Origin of the sequence: Catenulispora acidiphila DSM 44928, assembly GCF_000024025.1 — a bacterium.
Lineage (GTDB): Bacteria > Actinomycetota > Actinomycetes > Streptomycetales > Catenulisporaceae > Catenulispora > Catenulispora acidiphila.
Genome location: NC_013131.1, coordinates 5,712,688 through 5,739,245 on the forward strand (window position 1 = coordinate 5,712,688; position 26,558 = coordinate 5,739,245).

Annotated in this window: 18 protein-coding genes; 7 read left to right on the forward strand and 11 right to left on the reverse strand. The window is 69.9% G+C overall.

Translation table 11 applies throughout. From position 1 onward, the window contains the following. Positions 1-32 precede the first annotated feature (32 nt). On the reverse strand, positions 33-1,331 hold the full coding sequence (locus CACI_RS24700; protein WP_015793582.1) for an ABC transporter substrate-binding protein: 1,299 nt from the start codon (positions 1,329-1,331) through the stop codon (positions 33-35). A 224-nt stretch (positions 1,332-1,555) separates the two neighbouring features. Between CACI_RS24700 and CACI_RS24705 the strand changes: the two genes are divergently transcribed. Continuing rightward, positions 1,556-2,218 carry an IclR family transcriptional regulator gene (locus CACI_RS24705; RefSeq protein WP_041542365.1) on the forward strand — a complete coding sequence of 221 codons (663 nt, stop codon included), beginning with the start codon at positions 1,556-1,558 and terminating at the stop codon, positions 2,216-2,218. A gap of 65 nt (positions 2,219-2,283) precedes the next feature. Here the strand turns inward: CACI_RS24705 and CACI_RS24710 are convergent, their stop codons facing one another. Beyond that, positions 2,284-5,334, reverse strand: a complete 3,051-nt coding sequence (locus CACI_RS24710; protein WP_015793584.1) for an RICIN domain-containing protein — start codon at positions 5,332-5,334, stop codon at positions 2,284-2,286. A 204-nt stretch (positions 5,335-5,538) separates the two neighbouring features. Between CACI_RS24710 and CACI_RS24715 the strand changes: the two genes are divergently transcribed. Together CACI_RS24715 and CACI_RS24720 are read left to right on the forward strand one after the other, a co-directional pair. Continuing rightward, positions 5,539-8,079, forward strand: coding sequence for a glycoside hydrolase family 127 protein (locus CACI_RS24715; protein ID WP_015793585.1), 2,541 nt, complete (start codon positions 5,539-5,541; stop codon positions 8,077-8,079). A 29-nt stretch (positions 8,080-8,108) separates the two neighbouring features. Continuing rightward, the gene (locus CACI_RS24720) at positions 8,109-9,227 is read left to right on the forward strand and encodes a LacI family DNA-binding transcriptional regulator (protein ID WP_015793586.1); all 1,119 of its coding nucleotides are present in this window, start codon (positions 8,109-8,111) and stop codon (positions 9,225-9,227) included. Positions 9,228-9,295: 68 nt separating this feature from the next. Here the strand turns inward: CACI_RS24720 and CACI_RS24725 are convergent, their stop codons facing one another. From CACI_RS24725 to CACI_RS46000, 5 genes are all read right to left on the reverse strand, one after another. After that, positions 9,296-10,240 carry an NADP-dependent oxidoreductase gene (locus tag CACI_RS24725; RefSeq protein ID WP_015793587.1) on the reverse strand — a complete coding sequence of 315 codons (945 nt, stop codon included), beginning with the start codon at positions 10,238-10,240 and terminating at the stop codon, positions 9,296-9,298. 268 nt (positions 10,241-10,508) lie between these two features. Continuing rightward, entirely contained in the window at positions 10,509-11,414 is a 906-nt protein-coding gene (locus CACI_RS24730) for a helix-turn-helix transcriptional regulator (protein WP_015793588.1), read from the reverse strand. A gap of 15 nt (positions 11,415-11,429) precedes the next feature. Beyond that, complete coding sequence (locus CACI_RS24735; protein WP_015793589.1) at positions 11,430-11,936, reverse strand: MarR family winged helix-turn-helix transcriptional regulator; 507 nt, start codon at positions 11,934-11,936, stop codon at positions 11,430-11,432. A gap of 9 nt (positions 11,937-11,945) precedes the next feature. Continuing rightward, on the reverse strand, positions 11,946-13,505 hold the full coding sequence (locus CACI_RS24740; protein ID WP_015793590.1) for a hypothetical protein: 1,560 nt from the start codon (positions 13,503-13,505) through the stop codon (positions 11,946-11,948). A gap of 89 nt (positions 13,506-13,594) precedes the next feature. Then, positions 13,595-14,899 (reverse strand): carbohydrate-binding protein, encoded by a 1,305-nt coding sequence (locus CACI_RS46000; protein WP_015793591.1) that lies wholly within the window; start codon positions 14,897-14,899, stop codon positions 13,595-13,597. Positions 14,900-15,010: 111 nt separating this feature from the next. Between CACI_RS46000 and CACI_RS24750 the strand changes: the two genes are divergently transcribed. From CACI_RS24750 to CACI_RS24765, 4 genes are all read left to right on the forward strand, one after another. Next, entirely contained in the window at positions 15,011-15,445 is a 435-nt protein-coding gene (locus CACI_RS24750) for a cupin domain-containing protein (protein WP_015793592.1), read from the forward strand. A gap of 114 nt (positions 15,446-15,559) precedes the next feature. Beyond that, a complete protein-coding gene (locus tag CACI_RS24755; RefSeq protein WP_015793593.1) occupies positions 15,560-16,774 on the forward strand; it encodes a PucR family transcriptional regulator in 1,215 nt (404 codons plus the stop codon). 618 nt (positions 16,775-17,392) lie between these two features. Continuing rightward, the gene (locus CACI_RS24760) at positions 17,393-18,082 is read left to right on the forward strand and encodes a TetR/AcrR family transcriptional regulator (RefSeq protein WP_015793594.1); all 690 of its coding nucleotides are present in this window, start codon (positions 17,393-17,395) and stop codon (positions 18,080-18,082) included. A 152-nt stretch (positions 18,083-18,234) separates the two neighbouring features. Next, positions 18,235-19,785, forward strand: coding sequence for a cellulase family glycosylhydrolase (locus CACI_RS24765; protein WP_015793595.1), 1,551 nt, complete (start codon positions 18,235-18,237; stop codon positions 19,783-19,785). Between the two features lie 132 nt (positions 19,786-19,917). Here CACI_RS24765 and CACI_RS24770 read toward each other — a convergent pair whose 3' ends face one another. Genes CACI_RS24770 through CACI_RS24785 form a run of 4 tightly spaced genes read right to left on the reverse strand, consistent with a single transcriptional unit; the run spans position 19,918 to position 26,454 of the window. Further along, positions 19,918-22,470 (reverse strand): NPCBM/NEW2 domain-containing protein, encoded by a 2,553-nt coding sequence (locus tag CACI_RS24770; RefSeq protein ID WP_015793596.1) that lies wholly within the window; start codon positions 22,468-22,470, stop codon positions 19,918-19,920. Between the two features lie 17 nt (positions 22,471-22,487). Beyond that, the gene (locus tag CACI_RS24775; protein ID WP_015793597.1) at positions 22,488-23,528 is read right to left on the reverse strand and encodes an ABC transporter permease; all 1,041 of its coding nucleotides are present in this window, start codon (positions 23,526-23,528) and stop codon (positions 22,488-22,490) included. After that, positions 23,525-25,405: an ATP-binding cassette domain-containing protein gene (locus CACI_RS24780; RefSeq protein ID WP_015793598.1), complete on the reverse strand. Its 1,881-nt coding sequence runs from the start codon at positions 25,403-25,405 to the stop codon at positions 23,525-23,527. Before CACI_RS24780 ends, CACI_RS24775 begins: the two co-directional genes overlap by 4 nt. A 5-nt stretch (positions 25,406-25,410) precedes the next feature. Continuing rightward, positions 25,411-26,454: a substrate-binding domain-containing protein gene (locus CACI_RS24785; RefSeq protein WP_015793599.1), complete on the reverse strand. Its 1,044-nt coding sequence runs from the start codon at positions 26,452-26,454 to the stop codon at positions 25,411-25,413. Between the last annotated feature and the right edge of the window lie 104 nt (positions 26,455-26,558).

Here is a 26,558-nt window from a genome sequence, read left to right on the forward strand (position 1 = left end):
TTCTGGTCTTCGCTCTCTGCTACCGCACCGCCTCAGTGCTGGTCGAGCGATTTGGTGATGGCGTCCTGACCGGAGGCCAGAGCACTGGCCGCGTCCCCGAACAGGGCTCCGCGCAGCGCCGCCGTCCACGGGCTCTGCGGGTCGTTGTAGGTGGCGTTGAAGTTCAGCGCGTACGGCGTCTTGCCCTTGGCCATGACCTGGTTGATGCTCAGCACCGCCGGGTCGGCGGCGGCGTACCGGTTGTCCGCCAGGTCGGTGCGGGCGATGATCTGGCCCTGCTTGGCCACCACGTCGACCTGCGCGGTGTCGCCGAGGGTCCAGGACAGGAAGTCCCAGGCCTGCTTCTCGTGCGAGCTGGTCGAGGCGATGCCGGCCACGTCGCCGCCGACGAAGGTGGAGCTCCCGCCCCGCACGCCGGGGATCGGCGCCACGCCGACGTCGATGCCCTTGGAGCGGATCAGCGGCAGCCAGGACGAGGGTCCGGGCGCGATGCCGACCTTGCCGGTCTGCAGCGCGCCGAGCCAGGTGGTGCCGTTCTCCTGCTTGGAGGCCGGGTCGGCGGTCCCGTCGGCGTACAGGTCGTGGTAGACCTTGAACACGGCCTGCACCTGGGAGCTGTCGATCGAGGACTTGGTACCCGCGTCGTCCATCACCGCGCCGCCGTCGGCCCAGATCGAGGGCCAGAACGTGAACTCCACGCAACCGCCGCAGTTGCCGCCGATGTACGTGCCGTGGTTGCCGCCGCCGAGCTTGGCGACGGCGCGCGCCTGGTCGGCGAACTCCTGGAGCGTGGCAGGGCCCTTGTTCGGGTCCAGCCCGGCCTGCTTGTACAAGGCCTTGTTGTAGAACATGACCGACAGGTCCAGCGCGTGCGGGACAGCGTAGATCTTGCCGTCGGAGGTGGCGGCCTTGACGTGCGAGGGAGCCACCGCGTCCTTGAACGGCAGGGTGTTGAAGTCGCCGGTGATATCGGTCCACAGACCCTGGCTGACGTAGTTCGGCGCGAACACCACGTCGGAGGTGAAGATGTCCGGCAGCGCCTTGGCGCCGGCCGACGTGGCGATCTTGTCAGGGTACTGCTCGTTCGGGAAAGCGGTCAGCTTGACCTTGTTCTTGTGGCTCGCGTTGTACGCGTCCACGAGCGCCTGGGTCTGGGTTTGCGTGCCGGCGCGGGTCCACAGGGTGAGGGTGGTGCCGTCGTCGGCCGAGCCGGTGGCACCGGCCGAACCGCCGGAGCTCTTGGTGGAGCCGCAGCCGGCCAGGACGAGGGCGGCTACCGCCACCGCGGCGGTCAGGACCGCACGGCGTGGGCGAGGCAGATGAGTGGGCATGAGTCGTCTCCAAAGGTGACTTGCGCTGGTGCCTTTGGCAGGGGACGCTCGGCGAGGGTGCCCAACCCTCGAGGTGTCACGCCGCGCGAATCTGCGGGATGAACGCCAAGCATGTCAGCGTTGGGATACGTTAACAAGGCCGAATCACATCTCTGTTTGGCAAAAGCGTCCGCTTATTGTGAGCGCTAACAGCATCCGGAGCCGCGCGGGCTATGCTCGCGATCGTGACGAGGGCTGTTCCCGCCGTGGCGCGGGCGCTGGACATCCTGGAGCTGTTCCTGGGGCGTCCCACGCTGACCGCCGCCGAGATCGCCGCGGGCACCGGCCTGCCGCGCAGCACGGTGCACGAGCTGATGGGCACCCTCATCGAGCGCGGTTACGCCGCCACCGACCCCGGCTCCCCGACCCGCTTCCGTCTCGGGCCGCAGGTGCTGCTGCTCGGCAGCCGCTTCGCCGACCGTCTGGACCTGGCGCGCGAGGCGCAGAGCGTGGCCGAGGCGGTCGCCGCCGAGTGCGGCGAGACGGTGCAGGTCGCGGTCCTCGACGGTGGATTCGCGGTCTGCGTCGCCAAAGCCGACTCCACGCACGCGGTCCGTGTGGTCGCCGCGGTCGGCTCGCGCCTGCCGGTGCGGGCCTCGGCGCTGGGCCAGGCGCTGCTGGCCGGGCTCGGCACGGACACCGCGGCGGTCGAGGAGGTCGTGTTCGAGCACGACGAAGCCGGCAACGACGTGCGCTCGGTCGCCGCGCCGGTCCGCGACCACAACGGCCGGGTGGTGGCCGCGCTCGGGGTGACGGTGCCGGCGACGCGGCCGGTGGAACTGTGGTCGCCGCAGGTACGCAAGGGAGCGGCGGAGCTGTCCGAACGACTGGGGCATCAGCGGTCCTGAACTGTCGCGAGGGGGGGCGCCGCGGTGAAGCCGTGAAGCCCACCGCGACGACCGTTCTTCATGACTCAGCCGGCCAGGGTGATGGCCACTGTGGTCGTTCCGGAGTTCACACTCACCGAGTGCGTCGAGGAGTTGTACGACCCGCCGCTGACCGCCGTGACCCCCACCGAGGTGAAGACCGGCAGCTGCACCGACACCGCGCCGGCCGGCAGCGTTCCGGACAGCGTCACCGTGACCACGCGCGTGCCGCTGGACGTCGAGGTCGAGATCGACACGCCGTACGTGCTCCGGGCACCGCTGTTCGTGTCATAGGAGGTGGTCAGGTTCGACGCCGAAACCTTCTGGCCGTTGGCGATCCAGGCGTTCGGGACGCCGCGGCCGATGATCAGCGGCCTCGTGTAGGTGTACGGGCCAGAACCGGTCGAGGACAAGCCCTCGGCCGCGATCGACTGCAGCAGTCCCTCCTGCTGAGCGGAGATCGGCCAGGCGTACGGGCAGGCGCCGAACTCCGGGCCGGCATGGTTGCCGATCCAGGGGTTGCCGCTGTCCGGGCCCGTACCGTTGGCCTCCCACCAGGCGTTCGGGCCGCCGGTGGTGGTCGCGATCTGCCAGGCGTAGCTGGTGATCGGCAGGTCGCGGTAGGACGTGCCGTACAAGCCGTCGCTGGCGTAGGCGGTGTTGTACGCGGTCGAGTAGCCGTTGAACGCGCCGAAGGTCGGATACGGCAGACCGTTCGCGGACAGACGCGCGAAGCCCCACTTGTACATCGCGTCGCCCTGCGCCGGGTCGCCCGCGATACCGGACAGCGTGCCGCCCATGAGCATCGTCGACCACTGATTCTGTCCGACCCACACCGGCGAGGCCCAGTTGGCGTCGTTGTAGGTGTTGCAGCGGTTGGCCGAATTCGGCTGGTCGACCGTGCACGGCAGGTAGGAGAACCCGTTGGCCGACTCGTTGCGGGACAGCAGGGTGTTCGTCGCGTTCAGCAGCTTGGTGTACGCGCCGTCGGCGTACTGCGCCTCTGCCGTGTTGCCGATGCGCGTCGCAATGTACTTGTACGCCGCCAGGCCCTCCAGCGCCGAGTAGTCGTCGAACAGCCAGCGGCCCGAGGAATCGTTGTCGAAGCTGGTCGCCAGCGCCCCGTCGGAGGCGAGCTGGCCCTGGTAGATGCCGTGCATGATCGTGTACAGGCTCGGACCCCACGGGCTGGAGCCGCCGGCGTCGTCGTGGAAGTACTGCGAGACGAACGCCGTGTCGTTGGTCTTGGCCAGGTAGTAGGCCCAGGTCGAGGGCGTCTTCCAGTCGCCGTCGAAGTACCAGTTCGCGCCGTGCTCGTCGAAGTTCGTGGCCTGCGATATCCGCGCGGTCAGCAGCAGGTTCTGCGCGTCGTGGAAGTCACCGGTCTCCAGCCGGGCGTTGAGCTCGCCGGGGACGTCGTGGTTCAGCAGCCAGAAGTAGTTGTTCGCCGCGGAGAACTGCGCCTCGCCGATCTGCATCATCAGGATGTAGACGGTGCCGGCCTTGTAGGCGTTGGTCATCGCGGTCCCGGGGTTGGCCAGACCGCCGGTGTTCGGGAGCGCGACGTCGGGCAGCGAGAAGGACGCGGTCTCGCCGATCCGGCCGTTCCAGTAGGCCGCCATCTGGCTGTCGGCGGTGGTGAAGTCCGGGGCGCCGGACGACAGCGTGCTCCCGGTGGGAAGCGCCGCGCCGGAGCCGAAGTTGTCGACGGCGACGATGTAGTCGTGGTTGCTGGTCGCCCCGGGCTGGACCGTGTTCAGCGAGGTGCTCGTCAGCCGCACCAGGTTGGGCCCGGACGCGCCGGGGTCCTGGGTGAGCGCTGCGGACCCGTTGTTCGTCACCGACACCCGCGCGTACACCACGCCGACCGGGTGGCCGCCGATGGTGGCCTTGTCCTCGAACTCCTTGATGGCCACGGCCATCGAGCCGGTGCTGAACGAGGTCGTCATCGCCGGCAGGTATCCGGACTCCTGGGTCCAGGTCACCGACTGCGCCGGACGGTTGCCGTTGTGGTTGTAGATCGAGAAGGAGTACATGGCGCCGCAGACCGTGGTCCCGTTGGCGTTGTACGTCGTCGGCACGCCGCGTGCGAAGAAGGACCCTGAGAGGTACTGGAACACCGGCCAGTAGTTGCCGTCCCAGCCCAGCGCGGTCTGGTTGGAGTAGCCCTGGCCGTAGGGGTCGCTGGGCGTTGGGAAGTTGGTGCCGTAGGCGTTGGGCAGCGAGGAGTTCCCGCACGCGTTGGGCGCGACCGCGGGAACGCCCTGATACGCCGCGCCGGCGGTGTTCACCGTCCAGCCGAAGGAGGTGCTGCCGGACGCGCCGGTGGAGTCCTTCGCGGTGACCGCGACGGTCGAGCTGCCGGCAGTGCTCGCGGTGCCGGAGATCAGACCCGACGCGCTGATCGACAGCCCGGCCGGCAGACCGGTCGCGGAGTAGGTCAGCGTCTGGCCCGATGCCGAGTCGCTCCCGGCCATCTGCAGGGAGACCACCGCGCCGACCTTCGAGGTCTGCGTCCCGGGATTGGCGACGGTCACGGTGTTGCTGCCGCTTCCGCCGCTGGTGTAGCCGGGCAGGTTCCAGACCCGGGTGCCGGCGGTGGTGCAGGGCAACTGGACCAGGACGGTGTCGTTGGCGGTGGTGTCCCCGGTGGGGGCGACGCACTTGCCGGAGTGGACGGCGGCCAGGGTGAAGCCGTTGCCGACCGGCTGGAGGGTGAACTGCTGGTTCGTCTGGCCGTTGCAGGTCCACTGGATGATCTGGGCGTTGTCGGCGGTGGAGCGTCCGGAGACGTCGACGCACAGTCCCGAGGCGCCGTTGGCGACGGTGTAGGTGGCGCCGGTGCCGGAGACCGGGGTGAACGTCCAGTTCTGGTTCGTGCCGGAGTTGCAGGAGTACTGGATCAGCTGCGTTCCGGTGGTGGTGGCCGAGTTCGGATCGTCGGCGCAGTCGCCGGACGCCTGGTTCACCACCGTCGTGGTGAACGACACCGCCGCGGCGGCCGGTGGCGAGCTGGTGGTAAGACTGACGGTTCCGGCGGCCAGGACCACCGCGGCGAGCGCGGCGAGCCGGCGGAACGGAGCACGGGGCGTGCGCATGGGCACCCTTTCTCATGACGGGGTGACGTCGGGGTGCCCTTCCGACCGCTGGAAATCAGGGTGGAACGTAGGGCTGCCGCCGAGCGGTGTCAAACCCCGCCGGTCAGCCGTGGTCACGTTGACAGAGTCCTGAGTCGGATCTACGGTGCGCCCGAGCTCCCGGACGCCGTCCGAGATCCCGGACGCCACCAGAGAGGATCCGCCATGGACTCGGGACCCTTCTCACGAAGAACCCTGCTCCGCAGCACGATGGCCGCCGGTGCCGCGGCGACCGTCCTACCTGCGGCGACGACCGCCGCGGCGGCCACGACAACGACCGGCCCGACCGCCACCGCCGGCACGCCGGAAGCGACCGGCGCGACCGCCCCGGACATCGGCGTGTCCGCCTACGCCTTCCCGCTGGCGGCGGTGACACTGCTCGCCGGACCGTTCCTGGACAACATGAATCGGACCCTTGCCTACCTCCGATTCGTCGATCCCGACCGGCTGTTGTACATGTTCCGCACCACAGTCGGCATCGCCACGTCGGCCAGCCCTTGCGGCGGCTGGGAGGATCCGACGGAGGAGTTGCGCGGCCACTCGACCGGACACATCATGTCCGCGCTGGCTCAGGCCTACGCCAGCACCGGTGACAGCACCCTGAAAAGCAAGGGCGACTACTTTGTCAGCTCCCTGGCAGCCTGCCAAGCCGCGTCTCCGGCAGCCGGATTCCACACCGGCTACCTGTCGGCGTTCCCTGAAAGTTTCTTCGACCGGCTGGAGAGCGGGCAGAGCGTCTGGGCGCCGTACTACACGATCCACAAGATCATGGCCGGGCTGCTCGACCAGTACCTCGTAGCCGGGAACACCCAGGCGCTGACGGTCCTGAAGGGCATGGCCGCCTGGGTCAAGACCCGGACCGACCCGCTGAGCCACAGCCAGATGCAGGCCGTGCTCCAGACCGAGTTCGGCGGCATGCCCGAGGTGCTGGCGCACCTGTACCAGGTCACCGGCGATGCCAATACCCTGACGGCGGCGCAGCGCTTCGACCACGCGCAGATCGAGGACCCGCTGGCCGCCGGCACCGACCAGCTCGCCGGATTCCACGCGAACACCCAGGTCCCGAAGATCATCGGCGCGCTGCGCGAATATCTGGCGACCGGGACCGCGCGGTATCTGACCATCGCGCAGAACTTCTGGGCCATCACCACCGGCCACCACATGTACGAGATCGGCGGCTTCTCCAACGGCGAGTACTTCCAGACCCCGAACGCCATCGCGAGTCAATTGTCGAACACCACCTGCGAGGTCTGTGTCACCTACAACGAACTGAAGCTCTCCCGCGGATTGTTCTTCACCGACCCGACGCGCGCCGCCTACCTCGACTACTACGAGCGCGGGCTGTTCAACACCGTTCTCGGGCAGCAGGACCCGGCCTCCAGCCACGGATTCGTGTGCTATTACACGCCACTCCAGCCCGGCGGCTACAAGACTTACAGCAACGACTACAACGACTTCACCTGCGACCACGGCACCGGGATGGAGTCCAATACCAAATACGCCGACTCGATCTACTTTTACAACGGCGAGACGCTCTATGTGAACTTGTTCATCGCCTCGCAGCTGGCGTGGCCGGGACGCGCGATCACGGTCCGGCAGGACACGACGTTCCCCGCCGCGTCGAGCAGCCGGCTGACGATCACCGGCGCCGGGCACATCGCGCTCAAGATCCGGGTGCCGTCCTGGTGCTCGGGGATGACGGTGAAGGTCAACGGCACGCTCCAGAACCTCACCGCGACGCCCGGCACGTACCTGACGATCGACCGGACCTGGGCCTCGGGCGACGTCGTGGACCTGGCGCTGCCGGCCAAGCTGACCTTCGTCCCGGCGCCGGACGACAGCACGGTCCAGGTGGTGAAGTACGGCGGCATCGTGCTGGCCGGGCAGTACGGGACGACGAATGTGAACGGCGTGATGCCGGCGCTGACTGCATCGAGCCTGAAGCAGGACCCGAACAACGCCCTGCACTTCACCGGCACCGCGAGCACCGGCGCGGTATCGCTGCTGCCCTTCTACCAAACCCACCACCAGTACTACACCGTGTACTGGAAGGCGAACGGCGCTCCCCCGCCGCCGCTCGTGGCCTGGTACGCCTTCGACGAGACGAGCGGGAGCACCGCCGCCGACGCCTCGGGCAACGGCCACACCGCGAACCTGGCCGGGACCACCTCCCACGTCACCGGGCGGACCGGCGGCGCGGTGCACCTGGACGGCGCCAGCGGGTACGTCGCGCTTCCCTCCGGGCTGCTGTCCGGCGCCGGCGACTTCACGATCGCGACCTGGGTCAAGCTGGACTCGGCGCCGAGCTGGTCGCGGATCTTCGACATCGGCTCAGGGACGACCAGCTATATGTTCCTGACGCCGAACAGCGGCGCCGGCACGCTCCGGTTCGCGATCACGACCGGCGGCTGGAGCACCGAGCAGCAGATCAACAGCTCAGCCACGCTGCCGACCGGCGCCTGGACGCACGTCGCGGTCACCGTCGCCGGATCGACCGGGACGCTGTACGTCAACGGCGCCGCGGTCGGCTCCACTACCGGCATGACGCTCAACGCCGGCTCGCTCGGCGGCAGCCCGAACTCCTGGCTCGGCCGGTCGCAGTACGCCGGCGACCCGTTCCTGCCGGGAGCGCTGGACAACACCCGGATCTACTCCCGGGCGCTGTCCGCCGGCGAGATCGGCTCGCTGTCCTCCAGCGGGGGGTGAGCTCTCTCTGACCGATGCGGAACCATAGGATGGGCGCGTCCGGCGCCGCGCAGACCTGCTCCCGCAAGGCAGGCTCGCCGAACCCGGCGCCCACGAACCAGGAGGGTGGAGCCGCCTTGGCCGCACGGCCCGCACGCACGCCGGCGTCGCAGACTCCGACCATGGCCGACGTCGCGCTGGTGGCCGGGGTGTCGCACCAGACGGTGTCCCGGGTGCTCAACGACCAGCCGAACGTCCGCGCCGAGACGCGCGCCCGGGTGGTGGACGCGATCCGCGAGCTGGGCTACCGGCCCAACTCCGCGGCGCGGCAACTGGTGACCCGGCGCTCGCAGACCCTCGGCGTCATCAGCTTCGACACCACGCTCTACGGTCCGGCTTCCATGCTTTACGGCATCGAGCAGGCGGCGCGCGACGCCGACTACTTCATCAGCATCGTGAGTCTGCGGGCGATGAACCGGAGCTCGGTGCTGGAGGCCGTGGACCGGCTGCGCGACCAGGCCGTGGAGGGCATCGTGGTGATAGCGCCGCAGACCTCCGCGGCCGGCGTGCTGGCCCAGGCCGCGGCCGGGGTGCCGCTGGTCGGCGCCGGCTGCGGCCCGGCCGAGCAGGTCCCGATGGCCGCCATCGACCAGCGCGAGGGCGCCGCCATGGCCACCCGCCACCTGCTCGACCTCGGCCACCGCACGGTGCACCACGTCGCCGGCCCGGTCGGCTGGTTCGACGCCACCGGCCGCGCCGAGGGCTGGCGCGCCGAACTGGAACAGGCCGACCGACCGGTCCCGCCGCCCCTGCGCGGCGACTGGAGCGCCCGCTCCGGCTACGCCGCCGGCCGCGCCCTGGCCGCCGAGCCCGACCTCACGGCCGTGTTCTGCGCCAACGACCACATGGCCCTCGGCCTGCTCCGCGCCTTCCACGAAGCCGGCCGCCAGGTCCCGGCCGAGGTGAGCGTCGTAGGGTTCGACGACATCCCGGAATCGTCGTACTTCACTCCCCCGCTGTCCACGGTCCGCCAGGACTTCAGCGAACTGGGACGCCGAAGCCTGGAGCTGCTGCTCGAACGGCTGGAGAACCCCGCGGCGCCCCCGGCGGAGCAGGTGCTGATCACCCCGGACTTGATAGTGCGGGCGAGCGCGCGACCGCCGGCCTGAACTGGTGATCAGCGTGGCGTGCACCGAGATGGACGTGGTGCTGCCCGGGTCGCCGAGGGTCGTCGGGCTCACGCCTCAGGGGCGACGATGACGACCTTGCCGCTGGGCAGTTCCCCTGCGGCAGCCTGGGCGTGCACGGTCTGCAGGTCGGCCAGCGGCACCCGGCGGGCGACCTCGACGCGCAGCTCGCCGCGGTCGATCAGGTCCACGAGGTGCGAGAGCTGCTGGGCGTCGCTGCGGACGAACAGGTCGATGCCGCGCACGCCGCGCTCTTCATCGCTGGGTGCGGGCATCCAGACCGTGGTGTTGACCAGGACGCCGCCGTTGTTGATCAAGCCGAGCAGCGCGGCCAGCTGCGCCGGCTCGATCGGTGCGAGGTTCAGGATCACATCGACCGGCGCGGTCGCCTCGGTGACCGCGGAGGTGGTGTGGTCGACGACCTCGTCGGCGCCGGCTGCCTTGACCCGGTCGGCGCTGCGCGGGCTGGCGGTGGCGACGACGTGCGCGCCGGCGTTCTTGGCGAGCTGCACGGCGTAGCCGCCGACCGCTCCGCCCGCGCCGTTGATCAGGACGCGCCGGCCAGCGGTGAGCTTCGCGTGGTCGAACAGCGCCTGCCAGGCGGTCAGTCCCACGGCGGGCAGCGCCGCGGCGTCGGCCAGCGGGACGGTGGTCGGCGCCGGTGCGAGGATCGCGGCCGGAGCGAGGACGTACTGCGCGGCCGCGCCGGCGTCCGTCATCGGCAGGAACCCGACGACATGGTCCCCGACCTCGAAACCGGTCACGCCCTCGCCCAGCGCGGCGATCGTGCCGGACACGTCGATACCCGGCGTGTGCGGGAGCGCCACGGGGATCGGCTCCCGCATGAAGCCCGCTCGGATGGTGCCGTCGACGCCGTTGAACGATGTCGCCGCGACCCGGACCAGCACCTGACCCGCGCCGGGGACGGGCTGCTCGACGTCCTCGTACCGCAGGACGGTCGGGTCGCCGTACTCGTGGAAACGCACTGCCTTCATCACAATCCCTCGCCTCTTCACCGCCATGTGCTTCGTTTTCGAAGCACATGGGAACCCTAGCACGCTTTGAATTCGAAGCAAATCGCGCGCCGGATGATCCCCGCAGAACCTGCTGGGACCGCCGCGCGCCCTCCGATGGATCAAGCGTGGCGCGATCCGGAAGCCGGATGAAGGCCGAACTTGTCCACGGACAAGTTGTCCGTGGATGACGAGGCAGGAAGGGCAGCACTGGTGCGTGCCGGCGCGGAAGGCGGCTGGGAGGCGCCCCTTAGATCAGCGCCTCGGCACCGCTGCCGCTGCCCCTGCTGTCGCCGTCGCCGCTGCCGCTGCTGTCGCCGGCGCCGTCGCCGCTGCCGTCAGCGGGGATCAGGCGCTGAAGCTTCTCCTCGCTCGCCGAACCGGGCTCGGCCATGAAGACCAGCAGGTCCTGGCCCTCGTCGGGGTCGTAGAGCCGCCGGCTGTACATCTCCAGATCGCCCAGCACCGGATGCCGGTAGCGCTTGAGTTCGTGGTGGTGCGTGACGTCCACCTCGTGGCGCCGCCAGACCTCGGCGAAGGCCGGACTGACCGCCAGCAGCGCCTCGACGATCTCTCCGGCGGTGCCCGTGGGGTCGGCCGTGTACGCCGCCCGCAGGTCCACGGTGAAGACCCGGCCGCGCAGATCGTGGTCCTCGGGCGGATAGATGGCGCGTTGCGCCGGGTCGGTGAACCAGCGGTAGACCAGGTAGCGGGACATCCCGCTGAACCGCGTGTAGTCACCGAACAGGGCGACCGCACCGGGAGTCTGGAGCAACGCCTCGCCGAATCGCGAGAACACGATCGCGGGCGTGTCCCCCAGCCGCTCGACGATGCGCGTGACGGCGGGACTGACGCGCTCGTCGCGCAGGCTGCGCCGCGGCGCCGAGTGCCCGCCGAGCGCGAACAGGTGCTCGCGCTCGCTCGGGCTGAGCTTCAGGCCCTGCGCCAGGGCGGCGAGTATCGGCTCGGACGGCATCGGACCACGCCGCTGCTCGATCCGGCTGTAGTAGTCGGTCGACATCCCGGCCAGCATCGCGACCTCTTCGCGGCGCAGCCCGCCGGCCCGGCGCCGGGAGCCGCGCGGAAGCCCGACGTCCTCCGGCTGCAACGCCTCGCGGCGGGCGCGGAGAAAGTCCGCCAGTAGCGCCCGGTCCATCCCTCAGCCAGCCTTTCAGGTGGTGCGGTTGCGGGCGGCGCGCGGCTTGGCCGACCGCGGCGGATTGGCGCGCATATGGTCGCGCACACGACCCAGAATCGCACCGAGGGCGGTGAGATCCTCGCCGGTCATCGGCTCAATCAGCAGCTGCCGCACGCGGTCGACATGCCCGGGAAGCACGCGGGCGATCAGGTCCCGGCCGGCCGCCGTGACGCTCACGATGACGCTGCGCTCGTCATCCGGCGACGGCGAGCGCGTGATCAGCCCGCGCTTGTCCAACAGCCCCACCTGATAGGTGAGCCCGCTGCGGCTGTACACGAGCCCGTCGGCCAGATCGGTCATCCGCAACCGGCCCTCAGATGCGTCCACCAGGCGGGCCAGGATCTCGAACTGCACGTAGCTCAAGTCGCCATCGGCGCGCAGATGCTCTTCCACCGCGTACTGGAGCAGGCTGCTGACTTCCATCAGGGCGAAGTACGCGCCGAGTTGCTGGGAGTTCAGGCCGGGTGTCGGATCGCTCACCCCGCAATCCTAAGTGCTTGGAATTCGAAGGGCGTCGGCGATGGCCAGTGCCCCGCCGGGCACGATCGCTTCCAGGTCACCCAGGGCCATCGTCCAGCCGCCGAGGAACACGGCGCGGGCGGCCAGCCTGCGGGCGCGGGCCTGGTCGTCCGAGGCGTACGCCAATTCGGACAGCGCCCGAGCCCGCGTCCGGCCGAGGCGGATCGTGTGGGCAAGGTCCTCGGCCCGCTCCGGTTCGCCCTGCCGGGCCAGCGCGGCGGCGACCTCGACAAGCGCCTCGCCCCGCCCCCAGCGGTCGGGGATCGCCGAGACAAGAGCTTCGGCGCGCGCCGTCTCGCCGCTCCAAGCCAGCTCGTGCACGACGGCTATCAGCGCCCGACTTCGCGCCCAACGGCTCGTGAGCGCGCGAGCGAGGGTCTCGGCGCGGTCCGTGTCCCCGGACCGTGCCAGCGCTTCAACGATGTCGGCGTGTCGTGCCGCGCGCAGGTTGGGCTCGACGATCCGGTCGGCGTACGCTATGGCCCGCTCGACCTGCCCGTGCCGGGCCAGCAACAAGATCAGGGCCTCGCGCAGTGCTGAACCGTCGAAGGGGGCGCCGGAGCGGAGCAGTTCCCCGACCCGGTCGGCCACGGCGACGGCCACCTCCCGGTCGGCGGTCTCGGTGACCGCCTCCAGCAGTTCGGGCACGATCTCCGCGCCGAAGGGCGGGCGAGGGCGCGGGATGATTGTGAGATACAGGTCCGCGAAGTCGCTGTTGTCCTCAGCTTCCTGCGATTCCTGTGCCGCTACGTCTTCCGCCGCGGCGCGGATCAGGCCGTGCAGCACAGCGTCGAGGCGCTCCAGGTCGCCATTGCCGGCCTCGAAGGCCAGCACCGTGACGAGGAAAGAGCGTTGTCCGTCGCCGTTGCGAACGAGGTCCTCCACACGATCGGCGAAGTCTTTGGCCAGGACGTCGTCCCCGGCGGCGTGCGCTATTTCCATGGACGTCAGGAGCACGCGCCCCAGCGGCACGCCGCCTGCATCCTCGGCGGCTTTGGCGGCGTATCCGAGCGCTGCGGGGAAGTCGCCGCAGTCCGCCACCGCTTTCGCCAGCCCTTCCCACGCTCCCGGCCAGTTGTGCGGATAGCGCACCTTCTCAGCCATGGCGACGGCGCGTTCGCGTTCACCGGCGTGCGCCAGCACCGGGATGAAGGCGACCAGCGCGTCGTCGTGCAGCGAGCGGTCCGTGATCGTCTCGATGAGGGCGTGCGCACCGTCCAGGTCTCCGGCCCTGCCCGCCATCAGCGCCAGAGCGACGATGTCCGCCGGCTTGAACCGGCGTGCCGACCGGACCACATCGACCGCCCGGGCGAGATGACCGCCGCTGACGAGCGCCGACGCCAAGTCCATGCCGGCGCCCTCGTCCGCCTTCTGGTGCGCGGACAGTCGCAGAACCGTCACCAGGCACGGCACGAGACCACGCGGCAGCAGACCCTTGTCGTCGCTGCGCGGCGGAGCCATGCCCATGCGCTGATCCATCGTCCTTCTGACATAGAGGTCGACGCCCAGCTCGGCGAACCCTTTCGGCATGCACGACCCCCTCGCCAGCGCCCGCGCCCGCGCCCGCGCCCACCACCCGAAACTGACACGATAGCGAGCGCGGCCGTCGAGGCGGGGGGTCAGGACACGACGATGCGGTCCACGTCCGGCGCCCAGCCGGTCGGGTTGCCGATCCGTACGGTGTTCGTGCCCGCGGTCAGGGTCACGGTCGTGGCGACCGATCCGACGGTGTCCCAGCCGCCGGTGCCGGGGGTGGTCAGGCTGGTCGCGGCGCCGCCGTTGATGCTGACGGTGAGCGAGCGGTTCTCGCCGGCGGCGTAGTAGATCGTCAGGCGGTGGCTGCCGGCCGTGGTGGCCGAGACGTTGTTGACCTGGAGGTAGTTCGCGGTGCCGTTCCCGATGTAGCCGACCAGGGCGCCGCCGGAAGCGCCGGAGGAGCTGCGGACCGCGGCCTGACCGGCCAGCGTGTTGCCGGCGGCTTCGGCTTCGTAGGACTGCGAGCTGCCACTGGTGCCGCCGATCAGGGCGGTCCAGTCGTCGTTCGGGTGGGCCAGGGTGATGGTCAGGGCGGGACAGTCCAGGCTGCTGCCGGGTGCGGGCGGCGTGCTGTCGGGGGAACTGTTGCCGGGCGCCGCGGGAGTCCAGGTGCTGCCGGTCAGGAGCTGGACGCTGCTGCTCTCGAAGGGCTTGCCGAGCAGGTCGTGGCAGTAGTAGCCGGCGCCGGTGCCCGGATCGGGGGTGGTGTAGACCTCGAACATGTCCCAGCCGAAGGGGTACTGCGACAGGTCGTAGGTACCGGAGCTGGTGTAGAAGGTGTCCCAGGCGTGGGTCTGGTAGTTGTACAGGTACGCGGTCCAGACGTTGCCCGAGGCCGAGGTCTGGTGCTCGTCGAGGTCGTAGGCGGGGTGACCGTTGACCGTGGTGGTGTAGGTGGCCAGGAAGGTCGAGTCCATCGCCGTGAGCTTGCCGACCTGATCGCGTCCGCCGCACCAGTCCCAGGCCCACAGATCCGGGCCGCTGGGCGTGTAGGCGGTGGTGATCTCCATGCACGCGCGGCCGGGCGGCAGCGCCGTCGGGGCGTAGACGAAGTCGCCGCCGTTCGTCGGCTGGGCTCCGCCGACCACGCTTTGCAGGGCTTTGAAACCGGTGCCGACGCCGACCGGCATCGTGATGCCCCAGCTGGTGTGCAGCGTGGCGGCCGCGGACGAAGCCGCGCCGTGCCCGGCCGCAGCCGCCTGGACGCGCTGCTCGGTGAGCTGCCGGAACCGATCGGCCGCGGGACCGGCGGCCTGTCGCGCCGCCGCTCCGGTCAACCCCGGTACCACGCCGGCGGCCTTCGCAGCGCTCTGACCGGCCACGGCACCCGTCGTGGCGACGACGAGCACCACAGCAGGTATCAGACGGGACAGCAGTGGTCGTCTCATGGATTCCTCCCTCTTGTTCGGCATGTCGGACGGTGTTCGAAATACCGGCAATGTAAGGCTGCTGTGACGCCTCGTCAAAGACCGGCGAAAGTTACAGCCAAGGAGAGACCGATGCACAGGATCCGCCGCGGACTCGCGCTCGCCAGCACGGTCGTCGCCGGTGTCGCCCTCACGCCGGGCGTCGCGAACGCCACGCCGTCATCAGGCGTGTCGGGCACGATCATCAGCCAGGTCACCGTCGGCGGCGAGGACTACATCCTGCGGCAGATCACCATCCAGCCCGGCGGCACCACCGGCTGGCACTGGCACGACGGCACGCTGTACGCGTACGTCGAGCGCGGCACGCTCACGCACACCGACGCGGACTGCACGACCACCGACGTCTACCGCCGGGGCGCGGTGTTCATCGAGCCGAGCGGCGCCGACCACGTGCACGTCGGGCGGAACCTGGGCACGGCGCCCCTCGTGCTGGATGTCCTCTATGTGGATCCTGCCGGCTCCCCGTTGTCAGAGGACGCACCGAACCCGGGGTGCAGCTTCCAGTAGTGCCTTGAGTAGTGGGCCGGAACGATGCGCCTGCCCCCGCCGTAAGAGCACTGAGATCGCTGAGATCACGATTCGACCTTCGCGCGGCAATCCCCGCGACTAGCATGGTCAGGTATGGCGGCAGCTCACTCGCCGGAGGTCGAGGCTGAGGCCCGGGCCCTCGTGGCACGGTTCGCAGAACGGCTCGATGAACTGGCTGATCTCATGGCCGCGCACATCCTGGCCGAGTCGGCCGTATTGCGTTCCTTGGTCGCCGAGCACGAGCTGCGGGTCACCTGTGCCCAGAACATCAACCAGCTGCTGACCATGCTCGGCGGGCGTCCTCCGGCCGGTTCGGCGCCGGCCGATGCCGGGCGCGCCGGAGTCCGCGACGGGGTGCCGATGTCGGCGCTGTTCGACGCCTACCAGATCGGCGCGACCTTCCTGTGGGAGGAACTGGCCGAAACCGGAGCTCACGGCGAATGGTCAGCCGCCGCGGTGATCCTGCTCGCGACCAAGTCCTGGCGGCATCTGCACGAGTTCACCACCGCCATGTCCGAGAGCTACCGCGCCGAGCTGGAGACGCGGGTCCGCAAGCAGGTCCGCAGACGGTCGGCGTTGGTGCAGGCACTGTTGGAGGGAAGCCTGGCCGAGCCCGAACTGTGGGAGGCCGCGGACCTGCTGCGGCTCCCCCACCGCGGCCCGTACGTGGTGATCGCCGCGCGGGTGGCCGGTATCGCGGAGTCGGCACTGCCGACCATCGAGCAGACCCTCGACGCCCTCGGCATCGGCTCAGCCTGGCAGCTCACCCACGACCTGGAGGTCGGCGTGGCCAGCCTGCCGCGCCCCGGCGACCAGTTCGACCGCCTGATCGAGAAGCTCGACGCCGACGGCGCGAGCCGAGTCGGTGTCAGTCCCCTGTATGAGGACCTGGCCGCCACCTCGCAGGCCGTGCGCCTGGCGCGGATCGCCCTCCGCGGCGCCGCCAACCCGGGCCGCGTCGTGGTCTTCGGCCGCGACCCCCTGTCGGTGGCGGCGGCCAGCGCACCGGACGTGATGGCCCGCCTGGCCCGCACGATCCTCGCCGGCCTCGACGGCATGCCGCCCGAGGACCGCCTCATCCTGCTGGACACCTTCGGAGCATGGCTCGACGGCGCCGGCTCAGCCGAGGAGGCAGCACGCCGACTCCATGTGCACCCGAACACCGTGCGCTACCGCCTCCGCCGCCTTGAGGAACGCACCGGCCGGGCATTGTCGGACCCGCGGCATGTGGCGGAGCTGAGCTTGGCCTTCGAAGTTAAGCGCGGGTGGGAGTCAGGGGCGGCAGTCGCGGAGTCGCACAGCGGGTAGCGAACCAGCCGGGCATCGAGGTCAAGCGCGGGTGGGAGTCGGAGCCAAGGTCGGCGGTCGCGGGATCGCACAGCGGGTAGCGAACCGGCCGGGCATTCTCGGACCCGCGGCATGTCGCGGAGCTGAGCCTGGCCTTCGAGGTCAGACGCGGGTGGGAGTCAGGGGCTTCGGTCGCGGAGTCGCACAGCGGGTAGCTAACCAGCCGGGCATCGAGGTCAAGCGCGGATGGGAGTCGGAGCCAAGGTCGGCGGTCGCGGGATCGCACAGCGGGTAGCGAACCGGCCGGGCATTCTCGGATCCGCGGCATGTCGCGGAGCTGAGCTTGGCCTTCGAAGTTAAGCGCGGGTGGGAGTCAGGGGCGGCAGTCGCGGAATCGCACAGCGGATGGCTAACCAGCCGGGCATCGAGGTCAAGCGCGGATGGGAGTCGGAGCCAAGGTCGGCGGTCGCGGGATCGCACAGCGGGTAACGAACCGGCCGGGCATTCTCGGACCCGCGGCATGTCGCGGAGCCGAGCCTCGCCTTCGAGGTCAAGCGCGGGTGGGAAGGCAGGGTCGGCGTCGGAATCAGAGTCGGCGGTCGCGGAGTCGCACAGCGGGTAGCGGCTAGCCTGGGGCAGATGCCCCCGGTGGTCGGGCTCGGGGCGGAAGGGGTGGGAGCCATGGTGGAGGCGGCGCCGGTACGCCGGCGGGTGCGGTCGCGGCTGCCGGCGGCGAAGCGGCGGCCGCAGATCATCAAGGTGACCTCCGAGCTGATCGCCGAGCGCGGCTACTGGGGGCTGTCGATGCAGGACGTCGCGGACCAGTGCGGGCTGACCGTGCCGGGCGTGCTGCACTACGTCGGGTCCAAGGTCGGGTTGCTCGTGGCCGTGCTGGAACAGCGCGATGTCGAGGACGCGCAATCGCTGCGCGAGCAGCTCGGCGTGGCCGAGGACGAGGTGCCCGACGAGTGGTCCGGCGGCGGTCCGGAGGGCGTCGATCTGCGGCAGTTGTGCGCGGCGACGATGCGGCGCAACGCGCGGCAGCCGCAGATCGTGCGGCTGTTCGCCGTGCTGGAGGCCGAGTCGCTGGATCCGGGGCACCCCGCCTACGACTACTTCGTGGCGCGGCAGGCGCGGGTGGTCTCCTCCTTCGCGGCGCTCGCCGGGCCGTTCACCGCCGCCCCGGAAGCACTCGCGCGGCAGATCGTGGCGATGATGGACGGTCTTCAGCTGCAGTGGCTGCGTGCTCAGCAAAGCATTGATCTGGTCCAGGAGTGGGAAGCGGCGGCCGAGATGCTGTTCGGTCCGCATACTGACGCGCAGCCCTGAAACCGTTCTGGCGTCAGCGCATCGGCCGCATCGGCGACATCGACCGCATCGACCGCTCTTGTCGGCAAGCCCAGCGCGCAGTAGCTTCTGACACTGAGTCATACCTAGTACTTACTAGGTAATCATTATCAGGCTCCGCCAGGAGGCGCGCGATGACACAGCCCACGCACCAGCATCCAGAACGTCGCCGGCGCCATCCATGGCGTGCGGTAGCCGCTTGGACAGCGGCCGCAGCGCTGATCACCGCCACGCTGTCGGCGATCGGCGGCACCGCCTCGGCGGCGACCGGCGCGACCGGCACGATCACGGGCCAGCAGAGCGGACGCTGCGTCGACGCGCAAAGCGCCGGCACAGCGAACGGCACCGTGGTCCAGCTCTACGACTGCAACGGCACCGGCGCGCAGCAGTGGCAGGTCCGCTCCGACGGCTCCGTGCTGAACCCCAACTCGGGCCGATGCCTCGACGTGACCGGCGCCGGCACGGCGAACGGAACCCGCGTCCAGCTCTACGACTGCAACGGCACCGGCGCGCAACACTGGCAAGTACGCGCCGACGGCTCCGTCCTGAACGCCACCTCGGGACGGTGCCTCGACGCGAACGGCAGCGCCAACGGCTCCTACCTGCAAATCTGGGACTGCGCGGGTAGCGGCAACCAGCACTGGACGGTCAACGGCAGCAGCGGCGGAGGCGGTGACAACGCCTTCTGGTCGCAGATCCACGCCGGCTGGAACCTCGGCAACTCCTTCGACGCGACCCCCTGCGAGACCTGCTGGGGCAACCCGGCGACGACGAAGCCGATGATCGACCTGATCGCCACCAAGTTCAACTACCTGCGCATCCCGGTGACCTGGTACCCGCACATGACCAGCGGAGCGCCGAACTACACCGTCGACCCCGCCTTCTTCGCGCGCCTGAAGCAGGTCGTGGACTGGGCCATCGCCGACAACATGTACGTGGACGTCAACGTCCATCACGACGGCGGCGGCGGCAACTGGCTCACCCCGAGCACCGGAGCCATGGGCACGACCGAGCCGGAGTTCACCGCGCTGTGGCGGCAGATCGCCACCTATTTCAACGGCGAGAGCGACCATCTGTTGTTCGAGGCGATGAACGAGCCGCAGGACGCCAACGGCGGCAACCGCTACGGCGGCGGCACGTCCGACAACTGGGGACCCATCAACACCCTGAATCAGGACTTCGTGAACACGGTCCGCGCGACCGGCGGCGCCAACGCCACCCGCTGGCTGATCGTGGTCCCCTACGGCGCGAACGCCCAGACCGGCGCCGACAACCTCGCCGTGCCCGCCGGGGCGAACATCGCGGTGTCGGTGCACACGTACAACCCCTGGGCCTTCTGCTCCACCACCGCCCCGAACTACGTCACCTGGGACGGCTCGATGAACTACCTGCCCGACGGCGACGTGGACAACGCCAACCGGCTGTTCACCAGCCGCGGCATCCCGGTGATCTGGACCGAGTACGGCGCCACCGTCAAGCCGTACAACGGCGGCGACAACTCGGCGCAGGTCGCGAACTTCGAATCACACATCACTTCCTACGCCGCCCAGCACGGCCAGAAGACAGTGGTGTGGGACAACGGCTCGATCGGCGTCGGCGACGATCAGTTCGGCCTCATGAACCGCAACTCAGTGCAATGGCAGCACTCGAACATCGTTAACGCGATCCAGGCTGCGGCCGGCTGACCCTGACTCCAGGGCACGCCTCGTGCGGCGCGCGGTGGGCGGCGTGCCCCGTGCGGCGTGTGGCAGGCAGGCCGCGCACAAACGGTCCGGCCGGCGGATGGGAACTCCCCCGCCGGCCGGACCGCACCTCACTCAGGCGGTCGGTCGCGCCGCCACGCTGACGTCAGCCGCCGAGGCGTAGCCGTCGGCTGCCGCAGTCGCAGTCAGTCGCACATAGCGAGCCGACACCGGAGCGAATTCAACGGACTTCAGCAGCGCGTCCTGCGTCCACGTCCCCGCCGCTGCCGCCGGGGTGAAGGTGACGCCGTCGCTGCTGACCTCGACGGTGTAACCGGTGATGGTACCGGTGATCGCGCCGTCGAGGCGGGGTTGGTAGGTCAGTCCGGTGACCGTCTGCACCGAGCCGAGGTCCATCGTCAGCGAGATCGGCAGCGGGTCGTGGACCGGACTGAACTGCGAGTGCCACAAAGTGGTCACCTGGCCGTCCACCGCGTTGCCCGCCGGGTAGCCGGCGTTGGCGCTGGTGGCCGTCGCGGACACCGAGGACGAGGGCGCGAAGTGCGGCCAGGGTCCGCTGGGCTGCGTGCCGACCGGCGCGCCGCAGGTGATCCGCAGCCCGCCCCAGTCCGTGCGGTCGTTGTAACCGCCGTCGCCGCCGTCCCCGACGACCAGGCTGATCACCTTCGCAGTACCCAGATTCACCGACGCGCTCTGAGGCGCGGCCCGGGTCACCAGACCACTGTCATACAGCTTCACGCCGTCGCCGTAGACCTGGAACACCGCCGTCCCGCCGGTCGGGTCGAAGTCCGCCGAGTCGTCGATGCCGACCGTGGCGGTGAGCGTGCTGCACTGGCCGCCGACGTAGTAGTCGATCGTCGAGGGCGACGCGGTGCCGACACCGGTCGGGTACCCGACGCCGTGCATCGTCAGCGGCCCGCCGCCGGCATCGTCGAGGTCGACCCGGGGCACGAGGTAGCCGCTCGCCGCGTCGAGCCAGGGATGGTGGCTCAGCGGACCGGTGCCCGACGGCGGCGCAGCGGGGACCTGGACTTGCGTCGACTCGGTGGCGCTGAGTGTCTGGAGCCTTGATGTCGCACCGGAGTAAGCACCCTGCCAGTCGTAGCCCGCAGTCACCGCGAGCTGGTCCGTACCGGGCAGAGCGCCTGGAGCGGCGGTCACCTGCCAGGTCGCCGCAATCGATTGCCCGCTGTCGAGGCGGTCCTTCGCGGCCGGGGTGGTCGGCGTGGCGGTCCAGCCCGCCGGGACGGCGAGCGTGAGCTTCACGTTCCGGACGGCGAGCCGGCCGTTGTCGGTGAACGTGGCCGAGACCGGGAAGGAGTCGCCGGGGGCGACCAGGGGAAGCGCGGCCTGCGCGGTCGCGGTCAGGGTCGCCGGGGACAGCGTGGTCGCCGGCGTCATGGTCGCCGGGTTTCCGTTGCGGGAGACCCGATACAGCACGACGTCGTGCGGGGCGACGGTCGCGGAGATCGTGCCGGCCGACTCGGTCGTCGAGTGCTGCCACAGATCGCGCACGGCGTAGCTGCCCGACGTGGACAGGCCGATCTTGCCGGCGGTCGTGGAGATCAGCTGCGGGGTCGTGCCGCGGTTGAGCAGCGCGACAGCGACGTCGCCGTTGGCGAGCGGCTTGGTCCAGACCTGGGCGCCGGAGGCGGTCGGGGCGGACAACGCAGTGCCCTGAATTCCCAGCCGGTCCTGGTCTACCGCGAGCACTTCGGCGTTGGTGAGCATAGCGACGGCGCTGTCGGAGAGCTTGCGTACATCCGAGCCGATCATCAGCGGAGCCGCGACGATCGACCACATTGAGAACTGCGAGCGGGACTCGGCGTCGGTCATGCCCAGATCAGGGCCCAGATAGTCCGGGTCGTTCCAGTGCCCGGGACCGGCGGCTTCCGGGTGCGCGGCGTCGGCGTCCAGGTTGCGCAGCACGTCGGAGTAGCGGACGTCGTTCGGGAAGCCGATGTCGGTGTCGGTCCGCCAGGAGTTCCCGGTGCTCGGGCCGAACGTGTAGGAGTCGAACGCGCTGCGGCCGGGCGCGGCGCCGGTCTCGGGGATGAAGGGGTTGCAGATGTTGAACAGCATCGGGCGGTGGCTGCTGTTGTTCAGGACTGCGTCGCGGAACTGGCCGTAGACGGTGGCCGGGTCCAGTCCCATCTGCTCGCTGCCGCAGAAGTCGACCTTCACCGCGTCGTAGCCCCACCCGGCGAACTGGTTGACGTCCTGCTGGTAGCGGCCGTAGCTGCCCTGGTTGGCGCCGCCGCAGCCGTTGAGGCCGGAGTCGGTGTAGATGCCTGCTTTCAGCCCGCGCGAGTGGATGTAGTCGGCGACCGCCTTCATCCCGTCAGGCCACTGAGTCGAGTCTACGGTGATGGCGCCGGAGGCGTCCCGCGCGCCGTTCCACCAGCCGCCGTCGATCCAGACGTAGTTGTAGCCCGCGGCGGCCAGACCCTTGCTCACCAGCGCGTCGGCCTCGTCCTTGATGGTCTGCTCGGTGAAGGTGGACCCGAGGCCGTAGTAGGTGTTCCAGCCCTGATACGGCGTGCGGGCCAGGTTGTTGATCGGGACCGTGGCCGGCGCGTGCCGGGCCTGAGACCCGGCCCACGCCGGTCCCGCTGTCGCCCACAGCGCCGCCGACGCGGCGAGCGCGATGAGTTTGGGTATCAGCATCCTGTTTGCTCCTTGTCTCATGCCGGCAATCCGACGGCCCGCTCCCGGGAGCGCCGCTGCTGGAGGACGACAGCGACGACCAGCAGCGCGCCTTGCGCGATGTTCTGCCAGAAAGCGTTGATGCCCTGGACGGTCAGTCCGTTCTGCAGGGCCCCGAGCAGGGCGACGGCCAGCAGCGTGCCCCCGACGCCGCCCTTGCCGCCCTTGAGCGCGCAGCCGCCGAGCGCCGCCGCGGTGATGGACTGCAACTCCAGCCCTTCGCTGCCGGAGACCGGCTGCCCGGACCCGGTGCGAGCGGTCAGCAGGATGCCCGCGACCGCCGCGACGGCGCCGGAAAGCGCGTAGACCGCCAGGATGTACTTGTTGAGATTGATACCGGCCAGCCGCGCGGCGGTGTCGTTCCCGCCGATGGCGTAAAGGTTCCGGCCGATGTCGGTGTACTTCAGTAGCACATGGACCGCCGCGGCGACCACGAGCAGCAGCCACACCATGACCGGCAACCCGGCGATCTTCCCCCGGCCCAGGAAGACGAAGATGCTGTCATTGAGCACGTAGCCCTGAGCGCGCCCATCGGAGACCAGCTGCGCCACACCCTTGTAGGCGGCCAGCCCCGCCAGCGTCGCGATCACCGCATTGACCCGGCCATAAACGATGATCGCCCCGTTGACCACACCGATCACCGCACCGATAGCGAGCGCCGCACCGATACCGGCGAAGGCATTCGACCCAGCACTGGTGAACACCATGGCACTGGTCACCGAAGCCAACCCGGCCTGCGAACCGACCGAGATGTCCAACGCCCCGATGATGATGACCACGGTCTGCACCACGGCCAACAACCCGGAAATCGTCACCGCCTCAGCGATGACCTGAATGTTCTGCCAGCTCAAATAGTTCGCATTGAGCGACCCGAACAAAACAAGCACGAACACCAGCGCGGCAACCAACCCCACGCTCTGCGCCCCGCCCCGCGCCACCAAGGCACGAATCCGGCTCCCGCCCCCGCCGGTCCCAAGCTGCTCCTCGGCCCGCTGGCCAAGCGCTGAAGTGGTGGTCATCGGACACTGCCTTCCGAGGCGGATCCGGCAACTCCCCGGATCGGCACGACGTTGGTGGCGGGCGGAGCAGGCGAGGCGGAGTCGCCGGATAAAGGGGCGACCGAGGCGGAATCTTGCGAGCCAGAGCCAGATGATTCAGCTGCGGCAGGTGACGCGGAATCCGGCGCTGCCTGCGAGCCGGAATCGGCCGACGCAGAAGTAGTCGGCACCGCACGATCCGGCGAAGTGGAGTCGACTGAGGCAGAGCCAGGCTGATCAGCTGCGGCAGTCGACACGGAATCGGGAGAAGCAGAGCCAGCCGAATCAGGCGCCCCGGAATCCCGAGCTCCAGGCAGCTCCTCCGCTCCCGGCGAGCCGAGGTCGTCGATCATCGCCAGGGCGAGGATCTTCTCCTCGGAGGCGTCGGCGCGGCCGAGTTCGCCGGTGATGCGGCCGTTCTGCATGACCAGGATGCGGTCGGCGAGGCCGAGGACTTCGGGGAGTTCTGAGGAGATCACCAGGATCGCGGTGCCGGCGGAGGCCAGGTCGGCGATGATCTGGTAGATCTCGGCCTTGGCGCCGACGTCGACGCCGCGGGTGGGCTCGTCGAGGATCAGGACGGCCGGCTTGCGGGCGAGCCAGCGGGCCAGGACCACCTTTTGCTGGTTGCCGCCTGACAGGGTCCGTACTTCGGCCTCGATGGAGGGGGCGCGGACTCGGAGCCGGTTGGCGTATTCCTGCGCGAGTGCCTTCTCCGCGCGGCGGCGGACGAAGCGCCAGCGGCGCAGGTGGCGGAGGCTGACCAGTGTCGTGTTGTCGCGGATGGTGCGCTGGGCGAACAGGGCCTGCGCTTTGCGTTCCTCGGGCGCCAGGCCGATGCCGGCGCGGATGGCGTCGCGGGGTCCGCGGAGGCGGATCGGTATGCCGTCCATGAGGATCCGGCCCGAGCGGATCGGGGTGTCGCCGGCGAGGGCCAGGGCGAGTTCGGAGCGTCCGGCGCCGATGAGTCCGGCCAGGGCGACGATCTCGCCGGCGTGCACGGTCAGGCTGATGTCGCGGACGTCGGCGGTGGTCAGGTGCTCGACGTCCAGCACCACCCGGTCGGTCGCGGCGTGGTCGCGGACGAACAGCTGCGAGAGGTCGCGGCCGACCATGAGGCGGACCAGGGCGCCCTCGTCGACGTCGGCGGCCGCGGCGGCGCCGGCCAGTTCGCCGTCGCGCAGGACCACGACGCGGTCGGCGAGCTGGAACACCTCCTTCATCCGGTGCGACACGTAGATCACGGCGATCCCCTGGTCGCGGAGTCGGCGGATGAGCGCGAACAGCGCGTCGACCTCGTGCTCGGACAGGGAGGACGTCGGCTCGTCGAAGGCGATCGCGCGCGCCGGCGTGCTCCCGGTCAGAGCCCGCATGATCTCCACGAGCTGGCGCTGGGCCGCGGTGAGCTGCGAGCCGAGCAGGTCCGGGTCCAGGGCTTGGGCGAAGCCCAGGCGCTCCAGGTCGGCGCGTACCCGGCGGCGCAGTCCCGCACGGTCGAAGCCGCGCGGGCCGCGCCGCGGCAGCGCCCCGGTGTAGACGTTCTCCGCGACGGAGACGTGCGGGATGATCTCCGGCTCCTGCGGGATGAGCCGGATGCCCGCGCGGTGCGCGTCCTGCGGCGAGTGCAGGTCCAGGACCTGTCCGTCCAGAGACATCCGGCCCTGGGTCGGTGGCTGGTCGCCGGTGAGGATGCGCAGCAGCGTGGACTTGCCGGCGCCGTTCTCCCCCATCAGCGCGGTCACTTGGCCGGCCGGGAACTCGACGGTGACGTCGTGCAGAGCCCGGACCGGGCCGAAGCGCTTGGTGATCGCCTCGGCGGCCAGTCCGGTCCGCTCCGCCGGGAGGCTGGAGTGGTCCATCTATCTCAGCTGCACTTCACGCCGGCGGACTGCCAGGTCGTGGCGTCGACCATGGTCGTGGGGGCGTCGGCCTCCTGCGGGAAGGCCTTGCCGTTCTTGAGCTTGTCGTACATGGTCTGCACCGCCAGGGCGCCGATGTTCTTGCCGCTGATGTAGAGCGCGGCCTTCATGCCGGTGGGCTGCGAGCTGCCCCAGTCCTTGCACGCCAGGTACGCGCCGAGCCCGACGCCGATCACGTTGTCCGCCGAGACGCCCGCGTTCTGCAGGGCCGTGACGCCGCCCTGGACGTTCTCGTCGTTGCAGCCCCAGAGCACCCAGTGCTTGACGCCGGGGTTCGCGGTGATGGTCGCGGCGACCTTGTCCTGCGCGCCGGTCGGGGTGTTGTCGGTGGCGACGTCGATGTCCTGCACGGCCGCGCCGGCGCCGGCGGCGAAGCTGGTCTTGGCCGCCTTGACGCGGTCGGTGCACACGGTCACGTCCTGCTTCCAGGCCGAGATCGTGCGGGTGTCGGCGGCGTTCCAGCCGGCCTTGACGAACAGCTCGGCGGCCTTCTTGCCGACGTCGGTGCCCATCTGGGTCCCGCTGAACCCGACGCGCGGCACCAGGTTCGCCGTGGCGCAGGACGCGGGGTCCGGGCCGTTGGTGCACACCTGGTCGTCCGACGTCAGCAGCGGGATGCCGGCGTCCTTGGCCAGCTGCACCACCTGCGGGCCGACCGCCGGGTCCGGCGGCACGATGATCAGACCGCTGCTCTTCTGCGCGACGGCGGCCTGCACGTCGCTGACCGTCTGGTTGGCGTCGTCGCCCAGGTTCACGACCGTCAGGCCGATCCCGAGCTGGGCGGCCTTGGCCTTGGCGCCGTCGGCCTCGTCGATGAAGTACTGCTGATCGCCCTGCTTCTGCAGGTAGGTCAGAGTGATCTTGCCGGTGACCGGGGCGCCCGAGGAGGCCGCGGCCGTGGAGGACTTGCCGGTCGAGCAAGCGGTCGCGCACAGCGCCACCGCGACACCGAGGACTGCGGCCGAGCCGCGGACACGTGCGATGTTCATGTTCTGACTCCGATGAGACGACGAGATGCCGCGCGGTGAACGGATCGTCCCCGAGTTCTTGCACGGCTTGGGGCGCGGCGATTGACAGCGAATGTAGGAGCCCC

Excerpts from the sequence above, each read along its gene's own strand:
- CACI_RS24770 (WP_015793596.1), bottom strand. The coding sequence starts at position 22,470 with ATGCTGATACCCAAACTCATCGCGCTCGCCGCGTCGGCGGCGCTGTGG.
- CACI_RS24715 (WP_015793585.1), top strand. The coding sequence starts at position 5,539 with ATGGACTCGGGACCCTTCTCACGAAGAACCCTGCTCCGCAGCACGATG.
- CACI_RS24725 (WP_015793587.1), bottom strand. The coding sequence starts at position 10,240 with ATGAAGGCAGTGCGTTTCCACGAGTACGGCGACCCGACCGTCCTGCGG.
- CACI_RS24785 (WP_015793599.1), bottom strand. The coding sequence starts at position 26,454 with ATGAACATCGCACGTGTCCGCGGCTCGGCCGCAGTCCTCGGTGTCGCG.
- CACI_RS24720 (WP_015793586.1), top strand. The coding sequence starts at position 8,109 with ATGGGCGCGTCCGGCGCCGCGCAGACCTGCTCCCGCAAGGCAGGCTCG.
- CACI_RS24750 (WP_015793592.1), top strand. The coding sequence starts at position 15,011 with ATGCACAGGATCCGCCGCGGACTCGCGCTCGCCAGCACGGTCGTCGCC.
- CACI_RS24740 (WP_015793590.1), bottom strand. The coding sequence starts at position 13,505 with ATGCCGAAAGGGTTCGCCGAGCTGGGCGTCGACCTCTATGTCAGAAGG.
- CACI_RS24760 (WP_015793594.1), top strand. The coding sequence starts at position 17,393 with ATGCCCCCGGTGGTCGGGCTCGGGGCGGAAGGGGTGGGAGCCATGGTG.
- CACI_RS24710 (WP_015793584.1), bottom strand. The coding sequence starts at position 5,334 with ATGCGCACGCCCCGTGCTCCGTTCCGCCGGCTCGCCGCGCTCGCCGCG.
- CACI_RS24775 (WP_015793597.1), bottom strand. The coding sequence starts at position 23,528 with ATGACCACCACTTCAGCGCTTGGCCAGCGGGCCGAGGAGCAGCTTGGG.
- CACI_RS46000 (WP_015793591.1), bottom strand. The coding sequence starts at position 14,899 with ATGAGACGACCACTGCTGTCCCGTCTGATACCTGCTGTGGTGCTCGTC.
- CACI_RS24700 (WP_015793582.1), bottom strand. The coding sequence starts at position 1,331 with ATGCCCACTCATCTGCCTCGCCCACGCCGTGCGGTCCTGACCGCCGCG.
- CACI_RS24780 (WP_015793598.1), bottom strand. The coding sequence starts at position 25,405 with ATGGACCACTCCAGCCTCCCGGCGGAGCGGACCGGACTGGCCGCCGAG.
- CACI_RS24765 (WP_015793595.1), top strand. The coding sequence starts at position 18,235 with ATGACACAGCCCACGCACCAGCATCCAGAACGTCGCCGGCGCCATCCA.
- CACI_RS24755 (WP_015793593.1), top strand. The coding sequence starts at position 15,560 with ATGGCGGCAGCTCACTCGCCGGAGGTCGAGGCTGAGGCCCGGGCCCTC.
- CACI_RS24730 (WP_015793588.1), bottom strand. The coding sequence starts at position 11,414 with ATGGACCGGGCGCTACTGGCGGACTTTCTCCGCGCCCGCCGCGAGGCG.